Raw genomic sequence first — 16502 nt, forward strand, 5'->3', positions numbered from 1 at the left:
ACTCGGAGAACCGCCACTTACCTGAGCACTGATCGAGCCGTTGGCCTGACCACAAACCGCGTTTTGCGGGGTAGCCACTATAGTCAGCGGGGTGCTGTTACCCACCACTACGCTCGTCATGCTATTACACCCGTTGGCATCCACTACGTTCACCGTGTAGGTACCCGCAGGTAGATTAGCCACACTTGCACTGCTGCCTACGCTACTACCGCTAGCGTTGGTCCACTGGTAGGTATAAGGAGCACTGCCACTGGTCACCTGCACACTCGCACTGCCATTGGCCAGGCCACAACTGGTGGAGGCTACCTGGGCTACGATGGCCGGGGCATTGGTCGACGAGATGGTCACCTGCTTCTGGCCCGTACAGCCTTTGCTGTCGGTTACCGTTACGGTGTACATGCCGGGGGCCAGACCCTGAACGACACTGCTACTACCAATAGCGGTTCCCTGTGCATTCGTCCATTGATAGGTATAGGGAGCTACTCCACTGCCTGTATTGACCACTACCGTAGCAATACCGTTAGCTTGACCACAAAGCGCCAGCGTGGTTCCCGTGTTCAGACCCAATGCCGTACACAAGGGGGTTACCGTGATGGGTTCGGGATCACTATCGTCCTCATCCTGAGATGGGTTATTCTTATGATCCCCACTGATGTCATCATTGACGGGCGTACCGTCATTAGTCGGATCACTGTCAGGGGTTGAATCCTTGTCGGGCAGGTTCTGGGTATTGCTGGCACTGCTGATCTCAGCCGTGTTGGTCAGCGTACCCCCCGCGAAACTACTGCTCACGATAAAGGTGATAGTCTGCGTTAGGCTCTGACCTGCCGACAGATTCGCTATCGCTGTAGTCAGCGTCGCTAAGCTACCATTGGCTGTCCAGTTGGCATCGTTGAGCACCAGCCCAGCCGGAATATAATCCGTCACCTGAACAGCCGTCGCATCCACATTACCCTGGTTATAGACCGTTACCGTGAAAGTCACGTTGCTGCCTGCTACTACCGTCGCACTCTGGCCAGGACCTAACGTCTTCTTCAAAGCCAGATCAAACACAGGGGCCGGACTCACCGTGATCACTTCAGGGTCGCTATCGTCCTCGTCGTCAGCCGGATTACCCTTATGGTCTCCATTCAGATCGTCGTTGATCGGTGTGCCATCGTTGCTCGGATTACTATCTGGCGTCGAATCTACGTCCGGCAGATTCTGCGCATTGCTGGCACTGCTGATCTCAGCGGTGTTGGTCAGGCTGCTGGGCGCGTTCAAACCCACCGTGAAGGTGATGTTGCGCGTGACACTCTGGCCCGCCGACAGACTGGCGATCGCTGTAGTCAGCGTCGCTAAGCTACCATTGGCTAACCAGTTCGCATCGTTCAGCGTTAGCCCTGTTGGGATGTAGTCCGTTACCTGAACGTTCGTCGCATCCACGTTACCCTGGTTGTAGATCGTCACCGTGAAGGTCACATTGCTGCCAGGCATTACATTGGCAGACTGACCAGCCGCTAAGGTTTTCTTCAGCGCCAGGTCGAAGACCGGAATTGGAATGATCCCCGCATCCACCGTCAGGTTCTGCTGGCCTGCTGTCAGGCTATACACACCCGTTTGACCGCCTACTCCCGCATCACTATCGGTAGCATCATTGCCACTGTTTGGCGTGGTGAAGGTCATCCCTGCAGGAGCCGTGAAGACCACGTAGTAGCTACCCGGATTTAGGTTCGTAAATAAGTAATGGCCAGTCCCGTCGGTCACTGTGGTGCTCACCACCGTGCCGCTCACTGCATCATGCAGTACCGCTGTCACAGAAGCTACGCCCGTTTCGGTGGGGTCTTGTTGGCCATTTTGATTGGTGTCGAACCACACATAGTCCCCTAAGGAAGCTTTCAGTGGCACTAAGCCTGCGTCTACGGTTAGGTCTTGCTGACCTGCCGTCAGGCTGTACACACCCGTGCTACCACTTTGACCGGTCAGACTCGCCACATCACTGTCGGTGGCATCGTTGCCGCTGTTTGGCGTGGTGAAGGTCGTGCCCGAAGGAGCCGTGAAGACTACGTAGTAGCTGCCGGGGTCTAGATTCGTAAATAAGTATTTGCCCTGACCGTCGGTCACCGTAGTAGAAACTACCGTGCCGCTCACCGCATCGTGCAGTACCGCCGTCACAGAGGCTACGCCCGTCTCGGTGGGGTCCTGCTGGCCGTTACTGTTGGTATCCAGCCACACATAGTCTCCCAAACTGGCCTTTAACGGTACTAAGCCTGCATCGACGGTTAGATCTTGCTGACCTGCCGTCAGGCTGTAGACGCCTGTGTTACCACTCTGACCTGTCAGACTTGCCACATCACTGTCAGTGGCATCGTTGCCGCTGTTTGGTGTGGTGAAGGTTGTACCCGAAGGAGCCGTGAAGACTACGTAGTAGCTGCCTGGATCTAAATTCGTAAATAAGTATTTGCCCTGACCGTCAGTCACCGTCGTGCTCACCACCGTGCCGCTCACGGCGTCGTGCAGTACCGCCGTCACAGAGGCTACGCCCGTCTCGGTGGGGTCCTGCTGGCCGTTACTATTGGTATCCAGCCACACATAATCCCCTAGGGAAGCTTTCGCACAGGTTGGCCACGGATCAATCACCGCCTGACCTACCGCCAGACAGCCCTTACTATCCGTTACTGTCAGTGAGTAGGTGCCAGCGGCCAAGCCTGTCAGGCTCGTTGCCGTGCTACCTGTGCTCCACAAATAGCTGTAGCCAGGGGTTCCGCCTACCACACTCACTACCTGCAACGTGCCGCCAGTGACGCCACCCTGCGCGTTACATACCGCTGATAACGATTGAATATCGGCTACAATCCGGCTCGGCTGCGTCAGTGTGAAGCTCGCTCCACTCCGGCAACCCGATCCGTCCGTCACCACCACATTGTAGATACCGGCCTGTACACCCGTCAGACTTTGGGCCGTCGAGCCATTATCCCACTGATAGCTGTAGGCTCCACTGCCACCACTCACCACCAGACTGACGCTACCCGTCGAGGTACCAAAACAGATTGGGTTGGTGGGCGTACCGCTTACCGTGGGTGCGCTTGTATTGGGCACTACTGCCGTAGCGACAGCCGTACAGCCGTTGGCATCCGTCACTTTTACTTGATAGGTACCCCCCGCTACCGCCGTCAGATTCTGCGTAGTAGCACCCGTATTCCAGACATAAGTATAAGTTGGGCTACCACCACTCACCGTTAGGGCCACACTGCCGTTGGCTCCCAAACAGCTTGACGAGGTTGGCGTAGCGACCACCGATAAGGGGCTCGTGCTGGGTACAATGACCGCCAGTGAACTGACGCAGCCTGCCCCATCCGTTACGGTTGCGGTATAGGTGCCCGAGGCTACATTACTGAGCGTAGCCGTGGTAGCACCCGTGCTCCATAGATAGGTGTAGCTGCCTGTACCACCTGTAGCCGTTACACTGGCGCTACCCGTAGCCTGTTGGCAACTGGCCGCTACGGCAGTACCCGACAAGATTGGCCCGCCGGTGCTTTGGATGGTGCCAACCAGCACATCCTTACAGCCATTAGCGTCAGTTACGGTTACGGTAAAGGTCTGACCACCGCTCAGGCCCGTAATGGCCGAGGTGCTGGCGCCCGTGCTCCAGGCGTAGGTGAACGGAGCCACACCGGTGTTGACCGTTACCGTAGCCCGGCCATCGGCCTTGCCGCAGTGGGCCTCAGTGGTTAATAGATTGACCCCTAACGTACAGGGTTGTACGTAAATGATAGCGGGGTCTTCGTCATCCTCATCGGTAGCCGGGTTGGTATCCCCTGGTGTGCCGGTGCCGTTACCCGTGATGCTGTTATCACTGCCCGAGTTAGGATTACCGCCCGCATCGTTGGTGGGGTTGGTATCGGGGGTGCTGTCCACATCGGTGGGTGGGGTATTATTCGGGTTGGTATCATTATCAGCACTGGCAATCTCAGCCTTGTTAACCAGTGGCCCCGACGCGGTGCTGCTGACGGTGAAGGTGATGGTCACCGTGGTGCTGCTGCCAGCGGCCAGCGAACCGGCGATGGGCGTATTGAGCGTAGCGGTTGAGCCATTGGCCGTCCAGGCCGCATCGTTGAGCGTCAACCCAGCCGGAATGTAATCAGCCAGTTGGATATTGTAGGCTGGCTGGCTTCCCTGATTGTAGACAACCACGGCGAAGGTGACGTTGCTACCCGGTTTGATGACCGAAGCCTGGCCTGGAGCCAGTGTCTTAGTCAAGGCCAGATCAAACGTAGAGCCAATGAAGCCAAAGTCATAGTTATGATTCATCAAACCATCAACTGGCGTCGTAATGGAGATGGTTGGCTTGCCGTTGACCAGGAAGGCATCGTTATTATCAATCGTAGCCCCTGTGTTCACACTCCCTGCCGTTTCGCCAGGGGCGGGTGAAATATTGGTCAAGGTCAAGCCAGCCGTAGAGGGGTCGGTACCCAGAGACGCGATATCAATAGTATAGTTCGTTAGCTGGGTAATGGGCAAACCATATTTCTGACTGGGGGTATCATTTAGGCCTGGCTCATTGGAGAAGATGTAGTTGCCATTGGCATCAGTGACGGCGGTAGCTACCAGATTTCCATTGGCATCCCGTAGCTCGACCGTTACGCCCGCCAACGAAGGCTCACCCGCATCCTGAATACCATTACTATTAGTATCTTTCCAGACTCGGTTACCGATTTCGATAGGGGGCACAGCATCGCAGACTTGATCCGTACCGGTAATCCGTGTAAGTTTTGCCCCGCCACCAAGAGCTGAATAATACAGTGTACTGCCATTGGTCAAACTGTAGTACATAGCTCCATAAGTATATACTTTACCTGGATCACTATTTCCACCTATCAACTCGTTCGTTCCTGGCTGTATATATAAACCTCCCTCAAATGTGTATGAATGTCCAGAGTAACCTTGCTGAAAAAACCAATCTCCACCTGGACCATCCGATGCTCTATCCTCAGCTTTTGATGTATAAGGACCTAATTTGCCTCCATTTTCCAATGTATAGGTTCCATCTCCATTAGGCCATGCTCCCAGAAGGTAACCGTGTTGTTGATTAGAGGTTCCAGCCCCATATACCAGTCGGTTCGTCGTTCCAATCACCATCTCCCCGTTATCGGCGAACGCCAAATCAAGCACTACCGGTTGAATACTCCCAGAAGATGCCCAACCTACCTGCGTTTGTCCGGTGTTATTTAAATCCCCTGCCGTAAAATTGATCGGATAGTCTAAGACTTTACTCCAGGTTTGACTCACCGGATCATATGCCAGTACGACTCCCTTCAAATCTGCATTACTTTGACTAATTTCTGCATCACACACCCCACCCATATAGATCTTACCACCATACTGCGTTAAAGCGGTAGGGCGGTAAACGCCACCACTACAGTTGGCCAGAGAGGCCGGTGGGGTTATTTCAGATGCTGCCGTGGGAGCAGAAGACGGTAGGTTGTTATAATCGACGTTGGACACATCCATCTGTACCAGTTTTCCATCCCCCATATTCACCACATAGAGCGTGTCGCCCGATTGGGAGAAGGTCAATCCGCCTAAGCCCTGTACACCAAAGGGATTACCACCTACTGTAGTTGACGTGCTACCTACATTAATGCCCAGGTCCGACAATTTCACCAGTAATTTTTCTCCTTGGTAGGACTGCGTTCCATCGGGGGCATTGTAATTCGCAATGTAAATTGCCGAGGAACCGTCAGGAGCTTGTGGAAATACACTAGCGAAATTTGTCGAGATTGGCGACATATAAACCCAGTTGTTAGGTCTCTGCGAATCTAACCCCAACGGAACTCCTACTTGGTAATAATTAATATCAGTGGTTTCGGTAGTAGCAGTATATCCTATGCTCCCCCTGTCATAGTAGTTATAGGAATCAACCGACGTTGTCCCACTTATTAAACCTTTTGCTGTCACCATTCGGGGATTCGCCCGAAAGGTGCAAATCGTACTAGGAACATATAAACCCAGATCATTATTTTGGGTAACGCCTTGGATAAACTGTACACTGGTTCCATTATTAACTCCATATGCCGAGGGACTATATTGAGATGGCCAATTCGAAAACTCCAGTTTATAAGGCTGCCCAGCCGTCAGGTTATTAAAGCTATAATAACCCGCCGGAATATTCAGTGCTGGATTACCTGCTGAGGTTGTTGTCGTAGCTACCAGATTACCAGCCGCATCATAGGCGTTGACTGTGACTCCACCTATCCCCTGCTCGGTACTATTCAGCACACCATTCACATTTCCATCCACATACACTATCCCACTGGTAATCGTTGAGCTGACACAGCTATAGACTGAATGCGTTACCGCGTCGACCGAATAGCCAGTACTGGTGGTCTGGAGTTGGACGTAGTGGGCATCCACCGGTAGCGTCAGACTTCCCGTGACTGTGGTGTATGAACCTGGCATCTGCCCAATATTTGTATAAGGTCCACCTGAGCTAGTAGACACTAATACCTGCATGGGAGCCACTAAATTACCCGTTTTATAGGTCAGATTCAGTGTATTACCTCCCGCTACGACAGAACCTAAATCCAGAGTCAGTACCCCATTGGCATTTATGATTGCATAAGCACCGTCGGTCGTACCCGTTGCATAGCTGGGGTTGGTTACGCTAGTGGCCCCATTCAGGCCCGTGGCTCCGGTACTATAGCTTACCACCTGTTGTCCCACCGAGCAGATTGAAGTGGGATTGTTCACACAGGTGTATACTGGATAGGTAACGGCATCGGGATAATAATACGTCCCCGTCGTCTGCAATTTAACATAGCGAGCATCGACTGGTAAATCAACTGTCCGCATAGTGGAGCTTGTACTACCCGCTAGCTGGGCAATATTGACATATGGACCACTCACACTGGTAGCAACTAGTACCTGTAGAGGAGTATTAAGATCAAGCGAGGAATAAGTAACTTGTAGGCTATTGCCCCCAGTCACCACTGTACCTAAATCCAGAATCACCGACGAGTTGGTCGATACCGTCGCCACTGCCCCATCGGGCACACCCGTCAGGTTCGCACTGCTAGACACAGTACCGGTGGTAGTGCCCAGTCCTTGAGCACCCGACTGGTAACTGATCGATTGCCTTCCCGCAGCACAAGTGCTGGAGATCGGCGTCACACAGGTATATACCGGATAGGTGATGGCATCGGGACTGTAGGTCGTACCCGTCGTCTGCAGCTGAACATACCGGGCCGCAAAGGGTAAAGTCACAGGCTCAGTTGTCGAACTTGTACTACCAGGCAATTGCGCGATATTGGTGAAGGGGCCACTCGCACTGCTAGCCACCAGCACCTGCATGGGTGCCGACGTGTTGGCTGAAGAGTAGGTCAGATACAATGTGGTTCCACCCGCAACGTTACTTCCCAGATCGGTAATCAACGATGAGTTCGCATATAGAGCCGCTACAGCTCCATTGGGTGGCCCGACTATATTAGCCGGAGTCGTCACAGTACCCGTGGTAGCTCCTACTGCCTGTATACCTACCTGATAGTTATCGGATACCTGCCCCGCTGAACAGGAAGTGACTGGACTAGCCACGCAGTTGTAGAACGTCTGGGTTACCGCATCCACGTAATAGTTCGTAGCACTCGTCTGCAATTGTACATATTGTGCATTAAGCGGTAAAACCAAACTAACTGTGTTGCTGGAGGTTCCTCCAGGTAGCTGGGCAATATTAGTATAAGGCCCCCCTGCACTAGTAGCTACCAGTACTTGTAGGGGAGAAGCAGAGTTCCCACCATAATAAGTAAAATTTAGGGAATTACCCGCTGTGATTACACTACCTAGATTCAGAATCAGGGACGAATTAGCACTCAGAGTCGCTATATTCCCATCAGGAACCCCTAAAGCATTACTTGTCGTTGCGACCGTACCCGTGATAGTACCGACTCCCTGTGCTCCGCTGGTATAACTGGTCATTATCTGGCCACTGGGACAAGTGGTTGATGGTGGGCTTACACAGTTATACACTGCATAGGTCACCGCATCCACTGAATAGGCCGTGCCTGATGTCAGCAAGCGCACATAGCGTGCATCAACTGGTAACTCAAGAGGATAGGTTTTGAGGCTACTGCCTGGTATCTGGGCAATATTGGTATAAGGCCCGCTGGCACTTGTTGCTACCAATACCTGTAGAGGAGCTGTTGTGTTAGCAGACGAATAGGTAAACAATAAGTCATTACCTGCCGTTATTAAACTGCCCATATCTAGGGTGACCGACGAGTTCGCGTTCAAGCTAACTGAATTCCCATCTGGGTTACCGGTGGCATAGGTAGCATTTCCTACCGTTCCGGTTGTCCCATTTATCTGCGTCGCTCCTTGATTATATCCAACCGATATCATCCCAGTTGAACACCGAGTGCTCGGTAGGGTGACACAGGTATACACCGGATAAGTAATGGCATCGATATAGTAGTAGGAATTAGTAAGATATGAGTACGGTGTTCTGATTTGGATATACTGAGCTGTTATTGGTAAGGTTAGAGCTTGGCTGGTGCTGGTGCCTGATGTAGCTACAGAACCAATATAGGTATAAGGCCCTCCCACAGCGTTAGCAGCAAATACCTGCATGGGAGCCGACATATTGTATGTCGAATAATACATGGTCAGAACCGTTCCCGCTGGCAAGGCACTCCCCATGTCCACATTGAAGGTTGACACTTGATACCCAATTGATGCTACTGTACCATCCATTACCCCAACAACATTAGCGGGGTTTGTCACGCTTCCTGTAGTAGCCCCTACCCCCTGTGCTCCAGCCTGATAGCTTAACAAAGCTTGGCCAGTTGTACAACTCGTAACTGGCGTCACACAGGTATAGAGCGTATATCCCACCGCATCCAGAAGACCCGACGTCGATGCTGTACTAGGATTACTCACCTGTACATAGCGAGCCCCTACGAGTAATGTTATACCGGTGGAGCTCCCGCTAGGTAAGACCCCGACAGAGGTATAAGGTCCTCCGGGCGAGCTAGCCACCGACACTAGTAAGGGGGTGCTGGTGCTATAGGTAAAGTTCAGTGTGCTGGCCGCTACGGCCGTCGCTCCCAGATCGAGAGTAACTGTACCCCCAGCATTCAGAGTAGTATAGCTCCCGTCAGCCAGCCCCGTCGCGTTGGTCGGATTGGATACCGTACCCGTCGTTGCGTACACGGAGGTCGCCCCAAGTGCCGGATAACTGATCGACTGCTGCCCAGGTCCACAAGTTGCTGGATTTGGCAAGCAATTGTAGAGGGTTTGGGTAACGGCATCGACCGAATAGCCCGTACCAGTGGTTTGGAGTTGAATATACTGTGCTCCTAGGGGTAACACTATACTGCCCACCGTACTAGTCGTACTACCAGGCAGCTGAGCAATGTTAGTATACGGTCCGCCCAAGCTAGTTGCTACCAGCACCTGTAAAGGAGTCGTCGTATTAGTTGACAGGTATTTAATGTTTAACTGATTTCCTGCACTAATCACACTACCCATATCGACAATCAGCGACGAGTTGGTGCTCAACACAGCCGAAACGCCATCGGAAATACCTAGACTACTTGTGCTACTGGTAACAGTACCTGTGGTGCTGTTAACCACCTGTGCACCACTCTGGTTGCTGATCGACACCTGCCCCGTCGGACAATTGGTATTTGGGGTAGTCACACAACTATAGATCGGATAGGTTATCGCATCAACCCAATAAGCCGTACCACTGGTGACCATTTTAACATACTCAGCCCCTACGGGTAAGGTGATCTGCGCTGTGGTATTTGCTGTACTGCCTGCTATCGTACCCATGAAGGAGTAAGGGCCACCTACTGCCGTAGCCACCCAGATCTGCATGGGTCCTGTATAGTTCGACGAATAAGCAAATGTTAGCGTATTACCCGCTCCCAAGACACTCCCCATGTCAACAATCAATGAAGAGTTAGAAGACAATAAAGCTACCGTTCCATCGGGTACACCAATAATATTGGCGCTGTTACTCACCGTACCTGTTGTAGCTCCTATGGCTTTTACCCCTGCATTGTAAGCTACCGACTGCTGCCCAGTAGCGCAACTGGTGCCAGGTAGCGTGACGCAGGAATACAACGGATAGGTCAAGGCATCGATATAATAGGTAGACTGTCCACCCGATGATACCAGTTGTACATACCGGGTATCCAAGGGTAGGCTAAGGCTTCCACTAATTAATCCTCCTGTGCCAGTACCCGTCGGCTGAAACAGCCCTATTTTAGTAAACGAACCAGCCGCTCCTGTACTGCTCGTCCATACCTGTAAAGGAGTTGCATATCCTGTTGGATATTGCGATGAATAGATTAACGAAATCACATTACCAGCAGCCACTACACTCCCCAAGTCTAGCGTTATAGAGCTATTTGTAGAGAGTGTAGCTATAGCTCCATCGGAAGGGCCTGTCGCATTGCCACTATTGCTAACCGTGCCAGTTGTGCTACTGATACTTTGGGAACTACCCGTATACGTAAGTAGGGTTTGACCAGTTGCACAGGTCGGCGCAGGGTTGTTTATACACTTATAAATAGGATATGTGACTGCATCGGGAGAATAAGCTGTTCCCGTGGTTACTAGTTGCACATAGCGAGTATCCAGAGGTAATGACACCGAAGACGTATTTACAGTCGTTGATGCAGGCAACTGGGCAATATTGGTATATGGACCAGCTGCCGAGCTGGCTATCAACACCTGTAACGGAGCATTTGCATCCGCTGATTTATAGGTAAAAGACAAGCTACTTCCGGCTGGCACCACACTGCCCATGTCGAGGGTTACCCCCGAATTAGCATTTATTGTGCCAGTTATTCCATCAGCGATATCGATTATATTAGTTGTACTAGCAACTGTACCTGTAGTACTCACCACAGAAGTAGCCCCGGTCAAATAGCCGGTCAGTAATTGATTAGGGCCACAGCTAGGTACTTGGGCCATCAGTCCACTAGCTGTCAGCAGACACAGCCATAGACCTGTCAGGATTGCTCCCCAGGTCTTTTGTCGAGAAATCATCATGTATAGGTGCTGCATGGTCATAGCTCAGTTAGTGAATGAGGGTCGTCAGCACCTGTGCGCTGATAACAGTGAGTTTCGTAGAGTTGATGATAGGCTAGGGCACCCTGGTCCGGTGTTAACCTTTGCGGTAATCTGGTCTTCGTTGGTAACTCGTCGCGTTTCCAATGGCCATCCGAGGGAGAGACAATTCCGTCAGTATGAACTGATTGCCTCTGTAGATGTATTTGGTCTGATAGTGTTCTGACCCAATTGGCTATTTCTGGTTGGTTCGAACAACTACTCGCTGCATTGACTTGACAGTTTTGGGTAGTGGGCAATAGACCACTGCTTACGCTTATCCAAAGTAAAAAGCCAGTCAACGCAAAGAGGGAGCCCCTTTGTTTAGTAAATAATAAGTCCATATGTATATGATTAATACAGTGAGAGTCTGTTTGAAGTAGTTAAAAATGGCTTGTGTCAGCCAGTGAGTTTTGTCATGGCTCCAGCCACCCGGTCCGACATAGGAGGAATCTCAACATTCCTATCGATCAAGCTTGAGATTCCTCCTATCGTCGGAATGACAAAAATGCATCGGGTGACAAAAACGCGGAATGAGTGACCACGGATGCGCACCTGAACTGCTCGTACATACTTGTGTAACCCCGGTTGCTCGACCGTTTTCTGTTGGCGATTCCGGAGATAGCTATCAGTCCGTCTGGGAGACAAAGCGTCCATTTGGCAGCTTGGCGACCTAAAAACAGACAAGGCCATCGTCCAGATAGTCTGTATATATCTTAAAAAATCCATGATCGTACTTGGTTCTTGTTTACGTTCTCAGCAAGGAGGATTGCACTAGTTCATCGGACCTGGGTGACTTGTAAGGGGATGCAACGACTTAGCGAACAGATTGGCTCGGTAATCACCAGATATTTATCAGTCGCCGGTTGCGCTAGCAGACTCCGCTGACCAGAGGGCCATTGCACCTCAATCCGGCTGATACTGGCCGTGGGTCCTAAACCCATCAGTTGGGTATAGCTGTTGGTGATGCCGTAGCTTTCGCCAGCCCGCACTTCCCGAACCAGCCGCACGCCATCGGTGCGATACACCACAATCTTGGCCCCTACCCCGTTGGTATTCGATTGAATCCCTTGCAGGGTGACACCCACATAGTGGTTACCATTGGACTGACCGAGCCATAGGTCATCTTCGGCATCGGCCTTCGGATAATGGCTGGTGTATACATCCAGAAAGCCATCGTGATTCAGATCGCCCACCGCAAAGGAGGTTGTCTTGATGGTCCCCAGAGCGCCTGTTTGCAGCGTAAAGGTCTTGTCGCCATTGTTGCGCCAGAGTTGCGCCACCATATCACCCGATACCAGCACATCGACATAGCCATCATTATCAAAATCCCGCATGATGCCCTGCAAAGGGTCTACCACGCCCGTAATGCCGCTCTGGGTGGTAATGTCGGTAAAATGCCCCGTGCCATCGTTCTCTAGTAGCATAGTCGGCAATTCGTGATTGGTCACCAGCAAGTCCTGATCACCATCGTTATCGATATCGGCAAAATCTGCCGTCCACGACTGGCCGCTGATTTTGACGTTATAGGCAGCGGCTTCCTCGGTAAACCAGCCTGTCGGGTCCAGACTAAATTTGGCACTATTATTGGTAGTTAGGTTACTAATACGATCGTAGGTATGATTAATGAACAACTGATTGATTCGGCGCGGATCACCCGCATTCGCTGGCCCCATCGCCAGCATCGAGCATTTGGCCAGGTACAGGTCCAGATCACCATCGTTATCGATATCGGACCAAACCGATCCATAGTTACCCGAATTATCGGACGTAGGTACAGAGCGCATATCGATCCAGTTGGTCACGGGCAAGAATTTTCCCGTTCGGTCATTCTTCCATATCTGGTTGAGTCCTTTATCGTGACAGGCAAAGTAATCCAGCCAGCCATCGTTGTTAATGTCAACCAGATTGGCAGCCTGCATCCAAACGGTGGGACTTTTGAGGGTGTCGGCCACAAAGCCGGTTCCCTGGTTATAGAGCACCGTTATGCCATCGTAGAAACCACCGGTCAGAATATCGTTTCGGCCATCCTTATTGACATCACCAACGGTAGTCGAAATAGCCTGTACTTTCAATTTACTCAGCAACGTACTGCTGAAATCTCCCTGAGGAGATGGGTAGAGAATCGATAGTTCGTTGGTTTTGGAATTTAGTCGAATCACATCATCTCGTCCATCGCCATCGACATCCACCACCGCCTTCGACAGAAAGCCGACGAACGGGCGGTTGGGTAGTTTATCGTTGGCATTGGTGAAGGTTATTTGCCCATAGGCAAGTTGACCAGTACCAGCCGTCACCAACGCGAATAACAATGTAAAAAATGGATGTCTCATACTGCTCTTGTCAAAGCAAAAACGAAGTCAGGTAAAGCAAAAAACATAACTAACGGTATATTATATACGTCAATTAGTAACTATCTCATTAAACGTAACGACCGAAAACGGATAGAGGGGGATTAAGCGTCTGGACGACGTTGGCAGATCTACATAGCCGGGCGATCGTCCTGGTTTAGCGCCTGGTAGCCGCCTGGAGTTTGAAAAAAAGCGGGGCACTAAGCCATCCGTTGGCCTAAGCAGGCTTGGCCTCTCTTTAACGAATGTTATTGTCCATCCAGACCGGGTCCCTCCAGACCGGGTCCATCCATCCTGGGAGGCTGTACAGAATCGTGTTGTCGGCAAACGGGAAAACGAATAGTCGCTCGTTATCAACAGACCAGGTAGTCCTTGAATCAATAGTAAGTAGAGTTCATTTGCCATATGCGAATAGACGTTTTGCTCATCCTGCCAGACCCTAGCGTTAACCCGGTCTAACTTGCTTATTGAGAAGCAAAAACTGAGGCATAGTGGCCTTTTATCCCGTTCAAATCCGCCTTCTGCTGCTTATTGCCAAGTTTATACCGCTAACTACTAGTTGAACTATAGCTAACTGCAAAATCTGCCTGACGTAAAAAAAGCGAGATCACTAAACGTCTTTTCTTCTTTTTGTGTAGGTTCAAATTGGTGTTTATAGTAGATTACTTGGTATTAAGTAGTCATTGAACCTATATTTATTGCAGATTTCGTTCTATTTTTTTACTACCAAAAACAGAACAAAGTCTGTTCATTGGCAAAAAAATTGATGGTTTCTCATTTATAGATTTTTGGGATTCGCCTAGCTTTCAAAAGGGGAAGTACGATCAATTGATAACCCACTGACTGCCCTATCAGATTGAAGCTGTGACGGCTATATTATAGGCAACTCCCTGTCTGATACGGTCGGCAATTGGGTCTTTTTTTAGCGACAGGTTAAACCTCAGCCACATACTAATGCTGGCCTGATTTAAAATCATATCACTAACATCAGTCCAGGTAAACGAACTTTGATCAAGACGGACAACTACTTTCCGGGTTCTGCTATAGCCATTCATAGACTGCAAGTCCAGCTTATAATGCTCATAAAGAATTTTCCTGAGATGGTCTTCTGAACAGGCTTGATGAACATCTAATGCCTCAAATAGCGCCCTTCGGACATAATGTAAATACTGCGCTAATGTCTCTATAGGTTGATTGTCTGCCTGGAGATTGAAATAGGTCGGTTTAGTTAACCAAACAGCAATCCTGAGCGCCATCATTTGGTGGATGCACCATTGCATTTCTTTATCAAATCGGCTGAGCAAAAAAGGGACATCATGCAACAAATATAGATTCATGCCGGACGATGTAGGAGGAGCAAAAACAACGCTCGCGATATTTGTTTGTCCCCAACAGTACAGACAGTATCGAATAATCGAGTACCATTGGGTTTCCTTGATTCCGACCGTTGGGGCAACCAGTATATCAATACTTTGTACGACTCTATCTCGCTCCTTACTGAGTCTGGACAATTCTTCATAAATCTCCCTGAAACTCAATCCTGCAAGATTCTGCCTAAAAAACACCAGCATTTGGTCAGTTTCGTTGGGATTCAATCCCGTCATACGAATAATCATACTTCGTAACGACATATAGGAAGCACTCCCCCGATTCATCCGGGAGGTCAGGGTTACTAAATTCATCATGTTGTACTGGATAAAATAGGTTCGTAGACGAGCAGGGATTAGCTTTTCTATGAGGAAGGAAAATGGAGCGACTTCTCGTATCTTAATAGGCAAGAAAATGAGCTGATAGACAGGGGTCTATGGGCATACCCGCACGGGCGTTGGAAGAGTAGTCGCCTTGAATCAAAAAAAGCGTTTGCTTAACGTGACTTAGCCAGTAGCTATTCCGCGTAAGAATAAGGCATGAAGCCTCGTGGATTTATTTTAACAACCCCGCAGATTTAGATTGGGTGTGACCTCGTCGGGGTCACATGCTTATAGAAAGGCCATATTTACTATAAATAGTTGACCCCATCGGAGTCACACCCAATCTATATCTGCGGGATTGCTTACATCTAAAGTTAGGCCAAAACCTAAAGCAGGATTGGCAGCCTTACAGCAACAAGTGGAGCGTCATTCTGTAAAAGCCAGCAGGCAATTGATTTTATCGACACCTATTGTCGGCTTATTCATCAATATATTTACTATCCGTTACCTCCAAAAGATTTAATAACCCTTCTAGTTTGTGTCGGTAAGAGACGCCAATTGGTATTTTCGTTGCCCCAATGGACAAGGCAGAGCGATCAAAACTGGTGATTTTGCTGGTATTGATAATAAATGACTTATGCACCCGCATAAAAAAATGAGTGGGCATAAGTTTGGCTAGTGAAGCAACACGCTCATTTACAATCTGATACCCATCATACATATGAATTTTAGAATAGATTCCATACGATTCGATGTAATCAATGGCCTGATAGTTGAACCGCTGGATTTTACGGCCCGTTTTTAGGAAGATGGAGTCTAGGTTAGCAAAGCTATTTGACGCAAATCGCTGCCTAAACGCTCGACTCATCGCTCTCAATAGCCGTTCATAACTAAATGGCTTTAAAAGGAAATCAGAAGGAGTGCCAATATTATAACATTCCAGAGCCTCTTCAGGTCGACTGCTGGTCACAATTACTGGCGGTAAATTTATCCCACTTTTAAGTAGTGCCAATCCATTGTCACCTCCTAAGCTCGTATCTAGAAATATCAGATCAATACTTTCTTTGGCTAGAACATCAACAGCCTCTTCCAGTGTAGTACAAGCCTTTGCAAATTCTAACAGCGGAAATTTCAGCAATTTGTCTTTTAGGTCAGCGATGTCAGCATCTACGTCATCAATGATAATGTACCTTCTTGCTTTCATGTTACGATAGTTTAACGGATGTAACGGGTGGGAGATCGGTTAATTAAAAATGAGGGTAAATCAATAGGCTTGAACCTGTAGAATACCTTATTAATAAACCATTTCAAAAAATATTATACCAAATAACAGGCCTCTTTTCTTATTTACGATTGCAAAGGGTGACGA

5 protein-coding genes are annotated in these 16502 nt (G+C 49.8%); all 5 read right to left on the reverse strand.

Annotated elements, in window-relative coordinates:
* The coding region (locus ACYVGR_RS16255; RefSeq protein WP_460958487.1) for a beta strand repeat-containing protein at positions 1-11049 on the reverse strand (11049 nt) is incomplete at its 3' end.
* Positions 11050-11490: 441 nt separating this feature from the next.
* On the reverse strand, positions 11491-11820 hold the full coding sequence (locus ACYVGR_RS16260) for a hypothetical protein (protein WP_460958489.1): 330 nt from the start codon (positions 11818-11820) through the stop codon (positions 11491-11493).
* Between the two features lie 50 nt (positions 11821-11870).
* Positions 11871-13424, reverse strand: a complete 1554-nt coding sequence (locus ACYVGR_RS16265; protein ID WP_460958491.1) for a CRTAC1 family protein — start codon at positions 13422-13424, stop codon at positions 11871-11873.
* A gap of 869 nt (positions 13425-14293) precedes the next feature.
* Positions 14294-15127, reverse strand: a complete 834-nt coding sequence (locus ACYVGR_RS16270) for a hypothetical protein (protein ID WP_460958493.1) — start codon at positions 15125-15127, stop codon at positions 14294-14296.
* A gap of 484 nt (positions 15128-15611) precedes the next feature.
* Positions 15612-16337 carry a LytR/AlgR family response regulator transcription factor gene (locus tag ACYVGR_RS16275; protein ID WP_460958495.1) on the reverse strand — a complete coding sequence of 242 codons (726 nt, stop codon included), beginning with the start codon at positions 16335-16337 and terminating at the stop codon, positions 15612-15614.
* Positions 16338-16502: the final 165 nt, after the last annotated feature.

This window comes from Spirosoma litoris, assembly GCF_054776755.1.